General features: G+C 72.6%; 18 protein-coding genes. 4 read left to right on the forward strand and 14 right to left on the reverse strand.

The features are described from left to right. Positions 1-78 precede the first annotated feature (78 nt). Positions 79-1,302, forward strand: a complete 1,224-nt coding sequence (locus J1792_RS03835) for a THUMP-like domain-containing protein (protein WP_207246671.1) — start codon at positions 79-81, stop codon at positions 1,300-1,302. 19 nt (positions 1,303-1,321) lie between these two features. On the opposite strand, the gene J1792_RS03840 is transcribed toward J1792_RS03835, so the two are convergent. The 5 genes from J1792_RS03840 to J1792_RS03860 all read right to left on the reverse strand — a co-directional run bounded on the left by J1792_RS03840 (position 1,322) and on the right by J1792_RS03860 (position 4,673). Further along, on the reverse strand, positions 1,322-1,939 hold the full coding sequence (locus J1792_RS03840; RefSeq protein WP_086567100.1) for a GOLPH3/VPS74 family protein: 618 nt from the start codon (positions 1,937-1,939) through the stop codon (positions 1,322-1,324). 16 nt (positions 1,940-1,955) lie between these two features. Then, positions 1,956-2,534, reverse strand: a complete 579-nt coding sequence (locus J1792_RS03845; protein ID WP_086567098.1) for a Uma2 family endonuclease — start codon at positions 2,532-2,534, stop codon at positions 1,956-1,958. Between the two features lie 59 nt (positions 2,535-2,593). Beyond that, positions 2,594-3,457 carry a hypothetical protein gene (locus J1792_RS03850; protein ID WP_207246672.1) on the reverse strand — a complete coding sequence of 288 codons (864 nt, stop codon included), beginning with the start codon at positions 3,455-3,457 and terminating at the stop codon, positions 2,594-2,596. A gap of 218 nt (positions 3,458-3,675) precedes the next feature. Continuing rightward, positions 3,676-3,867, reverse strand: coding sequence for a DUF397 domain-containing protein (locus J1792_RS03855; RefSeq protein ID WP_207246673.1), 192 nt, complete (start codon positions 3,865-3,867; stop codon positions 3,676-3,678). Continuing rightward, on the reverse strand, positions 3,864-4,673 hold the full coding sequence (locus J1792_RS03860) for a helix-turn-helix domain-containing protein (RefSeq protein ID WP_086567997.1): 810 nt from the start codon (positions 4,671-4,673) through the stop codon (positions 3,864-3,866). Before J1792_RS03860 ends, J1792_RS03855 begins: the two co-directional genes overlap by 4 nt. A 146-nt stretch (positions 4,674-4,819) precedes the next feature. On the opposite strand from J1792_RS03860, the gene J1792_RS03865 reads away from it, so the two are divergent. Next, positions 4,820-6,934 carry a SpoIIE family protein phosphatase gene (locus tag J1792_RS03865; RefSeq protein ID WP_207246674.1) on the forward strand — a complete coding sequence of 705 codons (2,115 nt, stop codon included), beginning with the start codon at positions 4,820-4,822 and terminating at the stop codon, positions 6,932-6,934. Positions 6,935-6,942: 8 nt separating this feature from the next. On the opposite strand, the gene J1792_RS03870 is transcribed toward J1792_RS03865, so the two are convergent. Next, complete coding sequence (locus tag J1792_RS03870) at positions 6,943-7,821, reverse strand: helix-turn-helix domain-containing protein (protein WP_207246675.1); 879 nt, start codon at positions 7,819-7,821, stop codon at positions 6,943-6,945. Positions 7,822-7,918: 97 nt separating this feature from the next. Here J1792_RS03870 and J1792_RS03875 point away from each other — a divergent pair, with 97 nt between their 5' ends. Continuing rightward, entirely contained in the window at positions 7,919-8,713 is a 795-nt protein-coding gene (locus J1792_RS03875; RefSeq protein WP_207246676.1) for an NAD(P)H-dependent oxidoreductase, read from the forward strand. A gap of 57 nt (positions 8,714-8,770) precedes the next feature. Here the strand turns inward: J1792_RS03875 and J1792_RS03880 are convergent, their stop codons facing one another. From J1792_RS03880 to tsaB, 5 genes are all read right to left on the reverse strand, one after another. Beyond that, on the reverse strand, positions 8,771-9,046 hold the full coding sequence (locus tag J1792_RS03880; protein WP_086567993.1) for a hypothetical protein: 276 nt from the start codon (positions 9,044-9,046) through the stop codon (positions 8,771-8,773). After that, entirely contained in the window at positions 9,043-9,411 is a 369-nt protein-coding gene (locus J1792_RS03885) for a hypothetical protein (protein ID WP_086567992.1), read from the reverse strand. Before J1792_RS03885 ends, J1792_RS03880 begins: the two co-directional genes overlap by 4 nt. A gap of 108 nt (positions 9,412-9,519) precedes the next feature. After that, positions 9,520-10,671, reverse strand: a complete 1,152-nt coding sequence (gene tsaD / locus J1792_RS03890; protein ID WP_207246677.1) for a tRNA (adenosine(37)-N6)-threonylcarbamoyltransferase complex transferase subunit TsaD — start codon at positions 10,669-10,671, stop codon at positions 9,520-9,522. Beyond that, complete coding sequence (gene rimI / locus J1792_RS03895) at positions 10,661-11,137, reverse strand: ribosomal protein S18-alanine N-acetyltransferase (protein ID WP_086568000.1); 477 nt, start codon at positions 11,135-11,137, stop codon at positions 10,661-10,663. Before rimI ends, tsaD begins: the two co-directional genes overlap by 11 nt. Before the next feature lie 32 nt (positions 11,138-11,169). Next, positions 11,170-11,838 (reverse strand): tRNA (adenosine(37)-N6)-threonylcarbamoyltransferase complex dimerization subunit type 1 TsaB, encoded by a 669-nt coding sequence (tsaB, locus tag J1792_RS03900; protein WP_086567988.1) that lies wholly within the window; start codon positions 11,836-11,838, stop codon positions 11,170-11,172. 205 nt (positions 11,839-12,043) lie between these two features. On the opposite strand from tsaB, the gene J1792_RS03905 reads away from it, so the two are divergent. Beyond that, a complete protein-coding gene (locus J1792_RS03905) occupies positions 12,044-12,634 on the forward strand; it encodes a hypothetical protein (RefSeq protein WP_086567998.1) in 591 nt (196 codons plus the stop codon). Positions 12,635-12,731: 97 nt separating this feature from the next. Here J1792_RS03905 and J1792_RS03910 read toward each other — a convergent pair whose 3' ends face one another. From J1792_RS03910 to J1792_RS03920, 3 genes are all read right to left on the reverse strand, one after another. Beyond that, positions 12,732-12,941 (reverse strand): hypothetical protein, encoded by a 210-nt coding sequence (locus J1792_RS03910; RefSeq protein WP_086567987.1) that lies wholly within the window; start codon positions 12,939-12,941, stop codon positions 12,732-12,734. Positions 12,942-13,126: 185 nt separating this feature from the next. Beyond that, positions 13,127-13,672 carry a tRNA (adenosine(37)-N6)-threonylcarbamoyltransferase complex ATPase subunit type 1 TsaE gene (gene tsaE, locus J1792_RS03915; RefSeq protein ID WP_086567985.1) on the reverse strand — a complete coding sequence of 182 codons (546 nt, stop codon included), beginning with the start codon at positions 13,670-13,672 and terminating at the stop codon, positions 13,127-13,129. Positions 13,673-13,713: 41 nt separating this feature from the next. Continuing rightward, positions 13,714-14,997 carry an alpha/beta fold hydrolase gene (locus J1792_RS03920; protein ID WP_086567984.1) on the reverse strand — a complete coding sequence of 428 codons (1,284 nt, stop codon included), beginning with the start codon at positions 14,995-14,997 and terminating at the stop codon, positions 13,714-13,716. Between the last annotated feature and the right edge of the window lies 1 nt (position 14,998).

Raw genomic sequence — 14,998 nt, forward strand, 5'->3', positions numbered from 1 at the left:
CGCGCGGGGGGCCGGGCCTGCGGTGGCGGGCGGTTGCGGCGTGCGGTCGCGACGTGCGGTCGTGGCCCGCAAGGGAGAATGAGCCACGTGCCCGCACCGAACCCCGCGCCGAACCCCGCCGCCGACGCCACCGCCGCCTTCACCGCCCTCCTGACGGCCGAGGGGCGCGCCCTCCTCGACGGCCTGCGCGACTACGACCCCTCCCAGGAGCTCGCCACGGCCACCCGGCTGCGCCGCGAGCACCCCGCCGAGCTGGTCTCGGCGGCGCTCGGCCAGGCGCGGCTGAGGCAGCGCGCGGTTGCGAAGTTCGGCGCGGAGGACGCGTACCGCATGTTCTTCACGCCCCACGGCGTGGAACAGGCCACGCGCGCCTCCGTCGCGCTCCACCGCGCCCAGCGCTTCCAGGCGTTGGGCGTGCGCCGCCTCGCCGACCTGTGCTGCGGCAACGGCGGCGACGCGATCGCCCTCGCCCGCGCCGGCATCTCCGTACTGGCCGTCGACCGCGACCCCCTGACCTGCGAGGTCGCCCGCGCCAACGCCGAGGCCCTGGGCCTGTCCGACCTCATCGAGGTGCGCTGCGCCGATGTCGCGGAGGTCGACACGTCGACGTACGACGCCGTCTTCGTCGACCCGGCGAGGCGCGGCGGCCGCGGCCGCATCTTCGACCCCGAGGCGTACTCGCCGCCCCTGTCCTGGGCCATCGAGGCCGCCCGTACGGCCCCCCGCGCCGCCCTGAAGATCGCCCCGGGCGTGCCGCACGAGGCGATCCCGGACGACGCGGAAGCGGAATGGATTTCGGACGGCGGCGACGTGAAGGAAGCCGTGCTGTGGTTCGGCACGGAACCGGGCGCCCGGCGGGCGACCCTGCTGCCGGGCGGCGCGTCACTGGTGGGGCAGGGGCTGCCGGATCCGGCCGTACGGCCGGTGGGGCGCTACCTCTACGAGCCGGACGGCGCCGTCATCCGCGCGCACCTGGTCGCGGACGTCGCGGCGCAGCTCGGCGACGGCGGCCTGATCGACGAGACCATCGCGTACGTGACGTCGGACGAGCTGCGCGAGACGGCCTACGCGGCGGCGTACGAGATCACGGACGTACTGCCGTTCAATCTGAAGCGGCTGAAGGCGATCGTGCGCGAGCGCCGGATCGGCGTGGCCGTCATCAAGAAGCGCGGCTCGGCCGTCGAGCCGGAGGACCTGCGCAAGAAGCTCAAGCTCGACGGGCCGAACTCCTGCGTCGTCGTGCTGACGCGGGTCGCCGGCGCGCCGACGATGCTGCTGGGGCAGGCGGTGGCGAAGGGCTAGGGCGGACACGCCCCAGGGGTCACTCGCCCCGCCAGATGTTGTCGAAGGCCGACTGCTCGATCTCCCGCCGCTGCCGCAGGGCCTCCAGTTCCAGCGCTGCGTCGTTGACGGCGGCGAGCACGGTGTCCACCGCGTCGTCGGCCACGCCCGGGGCGTCCCCGTCGTCCTCCTCGTCGCGGATCCCGACGGCCGTGACGAGAGCGGCGAGGACGGGCTCGTTCGACCGCCGGTGGTCCCCCGCCAGGCGGTGCTCGAGCGAATCGGCCAGCACGGGTTGGCCGGGCCTGAAGGACATCCAGCCGCGGCGCTGACGCGTCACGAGCCCGTCCGCCTCAAGGGCGGCCAGATAGGCCGAGGCCAGGTCCCGTCCCCTGCGCCACAGCCAGTCGCCGACCGACTCGTACGGCGCCTCCGCAACGAGCGACGCCCTCGCCTGGTCCAGCAGGCGGTCGTCCATGCCCGTCGGCCCGCCGGGCACGATCCGATCGCCCTCATCGCCGCCCAGCGTGACGGCCCCGGCGGCCAGCAGGTCGATCAGCTCGGCACCTGCCAGCCCCAGCGACACCTCGCCTCGCTCGGCGGGGTCGCCGGGCACCTCGTCCATGACGGTGATCAACAAGTCCCGCGGTGTGGTCATGGAACGCCTCCGTTGCCTATTGAGCGAAAGCCTTGAGCTCCTCGGTCTCCAGCGTGAACCCCACCGGGGCGGGGAGCTCGATCGGCGTGCCGTACGGACGCGCCGTCAGGCTCTGGTACGTCCCGTCCTTCGGCTCCGAGTACACGGTGACGGTGCCATGCTCGCGGTCGATCAGGAGGTAGACGGGGATGTCCGCCGCCGCGTAACCGTCGCGCTTCTCGATGCGGTCGCGCCGGTTCGTGTCGGTGTCGTGCGAGGTGACCTCGACGACCATCAGGAGGCCGTCGGGGTCGGACCACTCGCCGTGCCCGGAGAAGTGCCGGTGAGGCGCGAGAAGTCCATCGGGGCGGGCACGTCCCTTCCGGTAGCTCTCGACCTTCAAGCCCCTCTCACCGTATAGACGCAGGTTCGGGAATCGTTCCGTGCAGATATCCCGGAGCCACATGATGATCTCGTCGTGATCCCCGTCCGGCACCGGCTTGACCTCGATCTTTCCGTTGATGAACTCCAGGCGCACGGTCTCGGGCGCCATGCGGGCCAGCTCTTCGAACTCTTCGGCGAGGAGCAGGGGCTGATCAGCGGTGCTGGGGGTCATGGTGTCGCCTCCTTGCCCCCATCGTGCCCCGACATCGGGTGGCGCGTCATGCACAGCGGTCATGCGTGATTCCTTTCGGGTTCGCGGTTGATGTACCGGAGGAGGGCCGCCCTGGCGTGGACCTCCTCGGGCGAGAGGGGCGCCGCCAGGGCGGCCGTGTGTGGTTCGCCCCGGCAGTCCCGGCAGAGGCCGCCGGGGAGTGCTTCGGGGCGGCCGGGGGTGGCACAGACGGTGCACTCGACGAGCAGGAGGCGTGTGGCTGCCGCCGGCTGCGGCTCGGGCGGCAACTTGTCGACGAGTCGACGGCGGGCGAGCGCGGCGGCGCGATGCACTTCCGGCGGCAGCCCGGCCGTGAGCGCGCGGACGACTTCGGCTTCGGTGGCGCCTCGTTCCAGCCATGGCGCTGCCAGCGGTTCGAGGGCGACGCAGTCGGCGTGCGACAGCGTCATGCGGGGGTCCGTGCGGCCGAGGGTGGCCAGGAGGGCGTACGCGCGTGAGCGCGGTGCGGGTGGGGCCTCCGGCCGGGGTGTGTTGCCCGTGAGGACGGCGGTCCACCAGGCGTCGTCCCGCGCGGTGCGCGAGAAGTACGTGCGCGTCACCCAGTGATACGCCCCGTCGTCACCCTTGAGGTGCTCCTTCACCCGTCGCAGGTGCCCGGCCTCCGACAGGCGCCGCAGCGCCGTGCGGCACGCGGCCTGGCCGTAGGCGGGGAGCTGGGCGGCGAGGGTTTTGGCGTCCATGGCCGCGCCCTCGGGCAGGCGGTCGACGAACGCGGCGATCTGCGCCTCACGGGGCGGCAGGTGCGCGAAGTCGGTGGCGGTACGCGGGGCTTGGCCCGGCGCGCTCTTCTTGCCGTAGCCGGGCTTGGCCATCGGGAAGGCGTGCGGGGAGCGCACGGCGGCGCTAGGGTTGGCGTCAGCCATGAGATCGAGTCCTTTTCGATCTTGATGGTCAGACCCCGGCCTGGTGTTGCTAGCACCTGCCGGGGTCGTTTGCTGTTCCGGACGCTAGAGGGTTGCGACCGTGCGTCGCAACCGGATCACACAAAGTGAACTCCGCGTGGTATACGCGCCATTGGGGAGGGTGGGTGGGTTCAGACCCGACCACCCATTCCTTACAGAAAGGGCTCGGAGCCCGGAGCTCAAGCCCCGGCCCCGCCGAGCGCCGCGACGAACGCCGTCCAGGACGGCGTCGGGACGGTCAGTTCCGGTCCGGTTATTCGCTTCGAGTCCCGGACCCGCACCTCCCGGGGCCCGGAGCGCAACACCTCGACGCAGTTGTCACCCGTCATGTTGCTGTAGCTGGATTTGAACCATGCCAACGTGCCGTTCACAGCTTCTCCAACAGGGCCGCGATGAAACGCGTGGACTCAACCGGGCTGAGGGCAACTTGGTGGATCAGCGAGAGCCCATGCGCAATGAGACCGACCCTTTCAGGGTCGGTTACCAGTACACCCGCGAAGCCGCCCTCCTGGTAGGCAATCCGCTCCTGGCCGGGCAGCTCCATCATGACGACTGAACCGTTGAGCTCCACCTGTAGTGCACCGATCGGCATGACTTGGATGTTCACATTGCGCCGTACCGCAACTTCCAGCAGGTGACGCAACTGCCCCTTATGGGTCGCGACATCGGCAAGTGGGCGGCACAAAGGCATCTCGCCGATGACGAAGGAGAACGCTGTCGACTGCGTGTCCAGCACGCGATGACGCCCCAACCTGACGGAGACCCGCTCCTCGATCGTCTCGTCATCCACCGGCGGCCAGCACCTGCCGAACAGCGCCCGTGCGGTTTCCTCCGTCTGCAGCAGGCCGGGAATGAGCATCGGCTCACTCGAACTGATCGCGATCGCCTCGGCCTCGTACCGGAAGAAGTCCTGCGCCGCAGGCCGGGGGCCCTCCGGAGTCAGATATGGATGCGCCGCCTCGAGCAACCCACCCGCCCCGCACATCTGATCCGCGACCTGCAGCACCCGCAAACTCGGCCGCCGCCGCCCCTGCTCCATCGACTTGATGGCCTCGTAGCCGTATCCGGCCTCCTTGGCGAGCGTTTCCCGCGAGACCCCGGACCGCTCCCGCCACCGCTTCAGCTGGTCTCCGCAGTACCGCCACCCGATCGGCGGCTGAGAGTCCGCTTCTCCCATGGGCCACCCCTTCCCATCGCTACCACTCAAAGTAGCCACGCATGAGCGCCCCGGCGCCGGGGATCGGCAACGTCACCCCCTCACGGCGCCCTGACCCAGGTGGGGCCCGATGTGCCGCGACCGCCCGTCCGGCATATCGTTCAGGTATGTCCGGTCGCGGCAAGCAGCCGGACGCGGCCGGTCTTCTGGATGAGGCCCTGGTCAGGGCCGTGCACCGCACAGGCGCCTCGGGCGGCAGCGTCTATCTGCTGGACCAGGAGGAGCAGACGCTGGTCACGGCGGTGATGTGTGGTGGGCCCGCCGAGGTCACCGAGCCGTGGTGGCGTCTGGCTGTCAGTCGCCAGAGCCCGGCGCCGCAGGCCGTGCGCGAGGACCGTCTGGTGTGGGTGGGCTCCCAGGAGGACATGGCGCGCCAGTATCCGCGCGGTGCGGCGACCTTCCCCCATCGGACGACGATGGCGTGTACTCCGCTCAGGGGCGTACACCGCTGCTGGGGGGCGCTCTCGCTGTCGTGGCACGTCGGCCGGTCGTCGCGGATCACCCGGCGGGAGCGCGGTCAGATCCTCTTCAGCGCCCGGCGCATCGCCCGCGTTCTGGACGAGGCCGGCGACCGTCCGGAGATCCCGGACCGCCCGCGTGTCGTCCCCGTGCACCTGGCCGCCGCGGAGCCGGTGCAGCCCGCCCTCGCGGCGGCCGACCTGGTCGAGCGCCTGCCGGAGGGCGTCCTGGCCATGGACCGCACGGGACGCGTCACGTTCGTCAGCAACACGGCCGTCGACCTGCTGGGCCGTACGCACGAGCAGTTGCTGGGCCGGGTGCTGTGGGAGGCCGTGCCGTGGCTGGGGACCGGTGCGTGCATGGAGACGTACCGCGCCGCTTGGTTCAGCGGTGAGCCGGTGGCCTGCACCGCTGAGCGCCCGCCGGGCCGGTGGCTCGACATCCGTCTCTACCCGGATGCCGGCGGCATCAGCGTTCTCATCGCCCCCAGCCGGACCGCCGACGCCGCGCAGCGCCGTCCGGTCGGGGCAGCGGCGGAATCCGCCGCCGCCGCGGGCCGGATCCACCAGCTGATGCACCTGGCTGCGGCGCTGACGGAGACCGTGAGCGTGCAGGACGTCGTCGACCTGATCGAGGAGCTGGTCCTCCCCACCTTCGGCGCCGACGGCCTGATCATGGCAACGGCCGAAGCCGGCCGGCTGGTGTCCATCGGCTCCCTCGGCTACGACCCGGCGCTGATCGACCAGCTGGAGGGGCTGCCGATGGACGCCGACACCACCCCCGTCGGGCACGCCCTGGCCACCGGTGCCCCGTCCTTCTTCGCCAACCGCGCCGAACTGTCCCACGGCTACCCCGACACTCCACAGCTCAGCGACAAGCAGGCATGGGCGTTCCTGCCGCTGATCACCTCGGGGCGCCCCATCGGCTGCTGCGTGCTCGCCTACAGCCGGCCGCACGACTTCTCCGTCGACGAACGCGCCACCCTCACCCCCCTGGCGAGCCTCATCGCCCAGGCCCTGGACCGGGCCCGGCTCTACGACGCCAAGCACAACCTCGCCCACGCCCTGCAGAAGCGCCTGCTGCCCCGCGCCCTGCCCACCGTCGCCGGGCTGAACGTCGCCGCCCGCTACCTCCCGACCAGCCACGGCCTCGACATCGGCGGCGACTTCTACGACCTGGTCCGCCTGACGGACACCACGGTCGCCGCCGTCATCGGCGACGTGCAGGGCCACGACGTGACCGCCGCCGCGCTGATGGGGCAGGTCCGTACGGTGATCCACTCCCACGCCACGTCCGGTGCCGGCGCGTACCCCGACGAGGTCCTCGGCCGGACGAACCGCGACCTCACGGACATGGACCCCGGCCGGTTCATCACCTGCCTCTACGCCCACCTGGACCTCGCGAGCCGGCGGATCACCCTCGCCAGCGCCGGTCACCCGCCCCCGCTCCTGCACCGGCCGGGACACCGGGCCGGCACCGTGGACGTCGACCCCGGTCCACCGCTGGGCATCGGCTTCGACGCCCCGTACGCCGTGACCACGCTGTCCGTGCCGGCCGGGGCCGTCCTCGCCCTCTACACCGACGGGCTCGTGGAGACGTCCGGCACCGACATCGACGAGACCACCGCGGACATCGCGCGCGCCCTCGCCGACGCGAGCGGCCTCCCCCTGCACCACGTCATCGACAGCCTCGTCCAGCACGCCTGCCCCACCGGCCAGCACGCGGACGACATCGCGCTGCTGCTCCTGCAGCCGACGGCCTGAGGCGGCCATCACGGGCTCGCGCCCCGAACGCCCTGATCCTCCCGCCCCGAACGGGCGAGGGCGGCGGCCTCGCGGCTGCCTCTCTCGGCGCTGAAGACGTGCACGACCAGGCCGGTCTCGCCGGGCGCCGCCGGGACGTGGAGGGTCTCGTAGTCGAGGGTGAGCAGGCCGGCCGTCGGGTGCCGTACGCGCTTGCGGCCCGCCGCGCACATCACGACCTCGCCGGTGGCCCAGATGCGCCGGAAGTCGTCGCTGCGGGCGGACAGGTCGGTGATGAGGGCGGAGAGTTCCGCGTCGTCGGGGTAGCGGCCCGCGGCGACCCGTAGTTGGCCCACGGCCTCCACCGCCCGGTCCTCCCACTCCGGGAAGACGGCGCGGGAGGCGGGGTCGAGGAAGAGGAACCGGGCCTGGTTCCGGTCGCGGCGGGCCGGGTCGGAGAGGCCGCCCATGAGGTCGTCGCCCAGGCTGTTCCAGGCCACGACGTCGAGCCGGTGGTCCGTCACGAAGGCCGGAAAGTGGGCCATGGCGTCGAGAAGCCGCTGGAGGAGGGGGCTGACCCGGGCACGGGGCGCGGGGCCGCGCCCGGCGCAGGCCAGGGTGGCGAGGTGTCCGCGTTCCGCCGCGTCGAGGCCGAGTGCCGTGGCGAGCGCATCGAGCACCTCGGGGGACGGCTGGGTGGCACGGCCCTGTTCGAGGCGCACGTAGTAGTCCACACTGATCCCGGCGAGCTGGGCCAACTCCTCGCGGCGCAGCCCGCGTACGCGTCGGCGACGGCCGCCGGTGAGGCCGACGTGCTCCGGTGCGACACGGCCCCGGCGGGCGCGCAGAAAGCCGCCGAGCGCCCGTCCGTTGTCGCCGATCCCGTCGATGCGGTCCACCCCGTTCATGCGTTCCAGTATGGGTGGCCCTCGCAGTACCAGGATTGTCGTTCCGCCGTTGAACAGGGTGCTGGCTGCCCGGTCGCGCCCGGGAGAACGTAGCGGCATGACCGAAACCACGCCGCAGCAGCCGAAGAAGATCCTCGTCGTCAGCGCCCACCCCGAACCCCGTTCGCTCAACGCCGCGCTGGCCGCGTTCGCGGTGGAGAGGCTGCGCGCGGCGGGGCACGAGGTGCGGGTGTCCGACCTCCACGCGATGAAGTGGAAGGCGACGGTGGACGCCGACGACTTCCCCGACCACACCGGGGACCGGCGGCTGCAGGTGATGGGCGCCTCGGAGCGCGCCACGCTGGCGGGGCGGCTGTCGCCGGACATCGCGGAGGAGCAGGAGAAGGTGCGCTGGTCGGACGCGGTGATCCTGCAGTTCCCGATGTGGTGGTTCTCGGCGCCCGCAATCCTGAAGGGCTGGATCGACCGGGTGTTCACCAGCGGGTTCGCCTACGGCCCGAAGGTCCCCCCGCCCTACAGCGAGGGCACCCTGGCGGGGCGGCGGGCGCTGATATCGGTGACGGCCGGCGCCCGCGAGTCGGCGTTCTCCGACCGGGGCATCCACGGGCGGCTGGAGGACGTCCTCCACCCTCTGCAGCACGGCCTGTTCTGGTTCACCGGCATGGCACCGCTCGAACCCTTCGCGGTGTACGGCTCGAACGACCTGCCGGAGGAGCGCTTCGAGGCCGCGAAGCGGGCGTACGGGCGGCGGCTCGACACGCTGTTCACGGACGAGCCGGTCCCGTACCGCACGCTCGTCGGCAGCGACTACGACCACGACATGCGGCTGTTGCCGGGCGTGGAGGCGGCGGGGACGACCGGGCTGGACCTGCACGTCCGCCCGCGCGGCTGAGCGGGCGGGGGCCACCCGGCGGTGCCCAGGTGTCCCTGGGCGCACGCACCGTCCGCGTCAGAGGTCCTTGAAGGGCGGGGTGATTCTCGTGACGACGATCAATCGTTTTCGACGCAGTGGGAGAAAGTAGAAGTAGCCGCCATAGGCATGCAACTCCCTCATCCCACCCCCGCGCTTCGGGCCGATTCCCACGTTCTCGATATCCGCCCCCATGCCCGCCAGCTCGACGAGTTCGGCGACGAGACGCTCGACTTCAGCCACAAAGTCGCCGGGAACGCCTCCCGCGACGTGCTCGCGGTCCGGGTCGTACTCCCAGGACCAGACATCGCTCAACGCCGCCCGTACCCGATCGCCTCGTGGGCATCGTCGAGAATGCGGCCGAGCTCGGATGTCGCCGCGCGGATCTGCTCCCGATCGTCCAACGTGACCGCAAGGTCCTCGAGCTCCTGGAACCGTGCCGCCACGCGCGGCTGGCGCTGGATCCACACGTAGACGGCCCAGCGCGTGGTGAACCGCCACAGGGGGCCGAATTCCGCTCGTTGCTGAGCCGGATCCACGGCCTCGTCCACCGCGTCGTCCAGCTGACTGGCGAATTCGGGCAGCGAGGCAGGCATGATCTTCGCGACGGCTCGCCGCAAATGGGTCACCGTAGTCGGCGGCTGCGGGATCAGCGGGCGCTCGGGAACATCGGCGGTCATAGGTTCTCCCATGGACAGGATTCTGTTCCGTGCGCCCACCGTACCCAGGTCAAACAGGCATACGACCACCTGATCGGGCAGGCGCGCGAACGCCCGCCCGACGGCCGTCTACGAGTACAGGTTGTCCTTGCTCAGCTCGTGGAAGTGGTCGTGGCTGTGCTCATGACCGTGCCCGTGCCCGTGCCCGTGCTCATGGTCGTGCCCGTCGGCACCCGGTACGTGCGGCTCCGTGACCGGCAGGGAGGAGTCCGCCGACAGGTCCCAGGAGGAGGCCGCGCGGTTTCGGGCGACCATTTCGGCGCCGAGGGCGGCGACCATCGCGCCGTTGTCGGTGCAGAGCTTGGGGCGCGGGACGCGCAGCGTGATGCCGGCGTCCTCGCAGCGGCGCTGGGCCATGGCGCGCAGCCTCGTGTTCGCCGCGACGCCGCCGCCGATCATGAGGTGGTCGACGCCGTGGTCCTTGCAGGCGCGGACGGCCTTCCTCGTGAGGACGTCCACGACCGCCTCCTGGAAGGAGGCGGCGACGTCCGCGACGGGGACGTTCTCGCCGGCGGCGCGCTTGGCCTCGATCCAGCGGGCGACGGCGGTCTTGAGGCCGGAGAAGGAGAAGTCGTATATCGGGTCGCGCGGGCCGGTGAGGCCGCGCGGGAAGCGGATGGCGTCGGGGTCGCCCTCGCGGGCGTAGCGGTCGATGACCGGGCCGCCGGGGAAGCCGAGGTTCAGCACGCGGGCGATCTTGTCGAAGGCCTCGCCGGCCGCGTCGTCGATGGTGGAGCCGAGGGGGCGGACGTCGGCGGTGATGTCCGGGGCCAGCAGCAGGGAGGAGTGGCCGCCGCTGACCAGCAGGGCCATGGTCGGCTCGGGGAGGGCGCCGTGCTCGAGCTGGTCGACGCAGATGTGCGAGGCGAGGTGGTTGACGCCGTAGAGCGGCTTGCCCAGGGCGTAGGCGTAGGCCTTGGCGGCGGAGACGCCGACGAGGAGGGCGCCGGCGAGGCCGGGGCCGGCGGTGACGGCGATGCCGTCGAGGTCCTTCGCGCTGACCCCGGCGTCCTTCAGGGCGCGCTGGATCGTCGGGACCATGGCCTCCAGGTGCGCCCGGCTGGCGACCTCGGGGACCACGCCGCCGAAGCGGGCGTGCTCGTCGACGCTGGAGGCGACGGCGTCGGCGAGCAGCGTGTGGCCTCGGACGATGCCGACGCCGGTCTCGTCGCAGGAGGTCTCGATGCCGAGGACGAGGGGTTCGTCAGCCTTACGAGCCATGGGTCATTCCTTGCACTGCGAAGTTCGGATCGGTCAGACGCATCACGAGCGCGTCGATGTTGCCGGGCTGGTAGTAGCCCCGGCGGACGCCTACGGGCTCGAAGCCGAAGCGTTCGTACAGGCGCTGGGCGCGGGTGTTGTCGACGCGCACCTCGAGCAGTACCTCGCGGCACTCGAAGGCGGTCGCGGTCGTGAGGAGTTCGGTGAGCAGCCGGGCGCCCAGGCCGGTGCTCCAGTGCTCCTGGGCGACGGCGATGGTCTGCACGTCGCCCGTGCCGTCGATGGCGGCGAGGCCGGCGTAGCCGACGATCCGGCCGTCCGGGTCGACCGCGACGACGTAGCGGCGGTTGGCGTTCGCGCCGCGCGCGTGCGCCAGCTCCGACCAGAACAGGCCCTTGGACCAGGCGTCCTGCGGGAAGAGCGCCTTCTCCAGCTCCAGCACCGGCCCGATGTCCCACCAGCGCATCTCGCGGATGCCGACCGCCGCGGCTGACCCGGTCACTGCGGTGTGACCACCTTGTAGTTGGCCGGCACCTGGGCGTCGGGGCGGCGCAGGTACAGCGGCTGAGGGGGCAGGAACTCGCCGCCGGTGCGCAGCTTCTCGACCGCCAGGGCGGCGAGCGCGCCCGCAGACTGGTGCTGCGGCAGGTCGGCGCGTACGTCGGTGAAGGAGTCGGGGTAGAGGGCGGCGCCCGCGCCGACGGCGGTCAGGCCCTCCACGCGCTCGGCGAGCTCGGCCGGGCGGTCCACGGCGGGTTCGGTGACGCGGGTGCGGGCGTCGGCGTACCGCGCCCAGTAGACCTCCTTGCGGCGGGCGTCCGTCGCGACGACGAATTCGCCCTCGAGGCCCGCCTGCCCGGCGGCGAAGGCGATGCCGTCGAGCGTGCACAGGCTGTGGACGGGCACCTCCAGCACGGAGGCGAAGGTCGCGGCGGTGACGATGCCGACGCGCAGGCCGGTGTAGGGGCCGGGGCCGACGCCCACGACGATGCCGGTCACGGCGTCCAGCTTGCGCCCCGCCTCGGCCAGCACCCGGTCCACGGCGGGCAGCAGCAGCTCCCCGTGCCGGCGGGCGTCGACCTGGCTCGACTCGGCGATGACGGACTCGCCGTCGTGGAGGGCGACGGTGACAGCGGGGGTGGCGGTATCCAGAGCGAGCAGCAGCACGTGACAAGCCTACGGCGCGCCATGGGGCGTCCGGTGCGCGCATTGGCCTTCGCCGGGGGCGCGGCGGGGTCGCGGGTGGGTGCTACCGTCAGCCGCATAGCCGTGCGAGCGGCTGTATGAGCAGGACGTACGACGAGTACGGGCGGGTACGACCGGCACGGGCCGGTACGGACGGACCCGTACGCGGGACGAAAGGGTGCGCACCGTGGCACGCAGCAGCTCGGGGGCGATCGTGGCCGTGCTCACGGCGGCGGCGCTGGGCGGGGTCGGTTTCCTCGCGTTCCAGGCGGAGGCCGCTCCGGACCGCCCCGCGAGCGCGCACGCCCCGGCCAAGGCCGGCAAGGACAAGACCGAGGACACGGGCGGCAAGGACAAGACCGGCGGCGCCGGGGCGGACCAGGGCCAGGCGCAGAACGCCGTTCCGGAGAACTCCGGCACCGGGCTGCGAGTGGTCTACGGGCTCGCGCAGAAGCGCGTGTGGCTGGTCGGCTCGGACGGCAAGGCCACCCGGACGTACGAGGTGGCGCCCAGCACCGTCAGCCCGCCGCCCGGCGCGTACACGGTCACCTCGCGCTCCCCGCAGGTCACCGGCTCGGACGGCATTCCGATCGAGCACGTGGTGCGCTTCCACAAGGACGCCACCGGGATCGTCTTCGGCTTCAGCGCCGCCGTCGACGGCTCGTCGCCGAAGCCGGACCCGGCGAAGAAGACCGGCGGCATCCGCGAGCAGCCCGCGGACGGGCGGGCGATGTGGGAGTTCGCGGTGAACAACACCAAGGTGGTCGTCGTCCCGTAGCCGGGCGACGAACGTAAAGACCTGGCGTTCGGGGGGCGTGGCAGCGGCCGCGTCCCCCGTTCGGGCTATTCGGGGCCGTGTCGCGCGCGTCGGCGCGTCAGGCGGCGTCGCGCTCCTCGGCGTGGTGGCCGGTGTGCGGGGTGTGCGACGTGTTCTCGTCGGGCTCGCGGGTGGCGCGGGGGGCCTTCGGCGGCGTGGAGACCGCGTCGGCCGCGGCGCAGGCGGCGAGGACATCGCGCACCGACAGGGGGCGCGGACGCTCCTCCGAGCGGTCCGTCAGGGGGGCAGCGGGCTCGTGGGCCGTCATGAATGCCTCCTGGAGCAGCTCGGGCCGGGAGAGCGGTTAGGCAGGCCTAACCATCTCTCCGTTCTCCATGTGACCACGCGCGACACCGCGCGCGCAACATCTTCCCGACGGCTTGTCGGAAAGTACAGCCCGACCCGTTCCCCGGCCCGTTCCCGACCCGTTGCCCAGCCCCCGTCGCCCTGGCCCTAGCCCAGCGGGGTGAGGTCCACGCCCGTCCAGCGCTCGCCGACGCCGGTGACGGTCACGCTGCGCACGTCGTCCGCCGCGTCGGCGTCGTCCCCGTCGACGACAGTCGGGGCGTCCGCGCCGACCGCCCGCTCGATGACGACGCGCAGGCGGTCCTCGGACAGGTCCTCGACCTTGCCGTCGCCCCACTCCACGACGACGACCGACTCGGGCAGCGAGACGTCCAGGTCCAGGTCCTCCATCTCGTCCAGGCCGCCGGACAGCCGGTAGGCGTCGACGTGGACCAGCGCCGGGCCGTCGCCGAGCGGCGGGTGGACGCGGGCGATGACGAAGGTCGGGGAGGTGACGGCGCCGCGCACGCCGAGGCCCTCGCCCAGCCCGCGGGTCATCGTCGTCTTGCCGGCACCCAGCTCGCCGGAGAGCAGGACCAGGTCGCCCGGCCGGAGCAGCGCGGCCAGCCTGCGGCCCAACTCGCGCATGTCTTCAGCCGACTTGACGGTGAGCCGCGCGGCCGTGGCGGCGGAGGTGTCGTGCGGGACGTTCATATCCGCCGATGGTACGGGGTGCCGTGGCGTGGCGCGGAGCCCTACTCGGGCGCGGCCCGGTGCTCGCCGCGCGCCCATGCTCCGCGGCCGCCGGAGCGGCTGCCGGCCAGGCCGGCGGGCACCTGCGCCAGCAGCTCCGACAGCTTCTCGCACACCAGCTGCGGCTGCTCGAGCATCACCAGGTGCCCCGCGCCGGGCACGACCACCAGGCCCGCGTGCGGCAGGGCGTCGGCGATGACCTCGCTGTGGGAGCTCGGGGTGATCAGGTCCTTCTCGCCCGCGAGGACGAGCACGGGCCGGCCCGCGAAGGCGCTCAGCGCGGCGACCTTGTCATGCGCGTCGAAGGCCGGATAGAACTCGGCGACCACGTCCACCGGCGTCGCCTCGATCAGCCGCTCGGCGAACCGGGCCACCACGGGATCGACGTCCCGCGTGCCGAACGAATAGCGCTTGATGATCGCGCCGACGATGTCGGAGGTGGCCCGGCGACCCTTCTCGACCAGGTCGGTCCGGTCCGTCATCAGCTTGAAGGCCCCGGGCAGCACCGCCCGGCGCACGAGGTTCATCCCGGCGACCGGCAGCCCGTACGTCACCTCGGACAGCAGGCCCGGGGACGTGCCGACGAAGGCCGCCGCGGCCACCCGCTCCGCGATCAGGGACGGGAACTGGTCGGCCAGCGCCATCATCGTCATGCCGCCCATCGAATGCCCCACCAGCACCAGCGGCCCCTCGGGGGCGGCGGCGTCGATGACGGCCTTGAGGTCACGGCCGAGCCGGTCGATGGTCACGGGCTCGCCGCCGTCGCGCCGCGCCTTGCCGCGCCCGGAGCGGCCGTGGCTGCGCTGGTCCCAGAAGACCGTGCGCACGACGCCGCGCAGGGCGGCGCGCTGGAAGTGCCAGGAGTCCTGGTTGAGGCAGTAGCCGTGGCTGAACACGACGGTGACGGGAGGGGCCGGCTTCCGCCCGAGCAACCGGGGACGCCCGCCGTCCGCCGGCTGCCCCTCCACCTCGTCCACCTCGTAGTGGAGGGACGTTCCGTCGTCGGCGACGGCGACGCCGGGCGTGCCGCGCAGGGTGCCGTACGGGCCCACCGCGTCCAGGGCGAGCCGGGCCTTGCGGCGCATTCCGCGCCCCACGGTCAGCCGCTCGACGGCGACGCCGACCGCGGCCCCGGCGGCGACCAGGCCGACCGCGGCCCCGGCGACACCCGCCCCGCGCCGCCAGGCCGCGGCGCCCATGCCCGCGACCCCGCCGGTCCTCGCGGCCGCCGCCGCGGCCGCTACCGCTTCCGCCGCCGTGCCCGCGCTGTCGCCGCCCTCGCCCATG

This window comes from Streptomyces triculaminicus (assembly GCF_017349075.1).
GTDB lineage: Bacteria > Actinomycetota > Actinomycetes > Streptomycetales > Streptomycetaceae > Streptomyces > Streptomyces triculaminicus.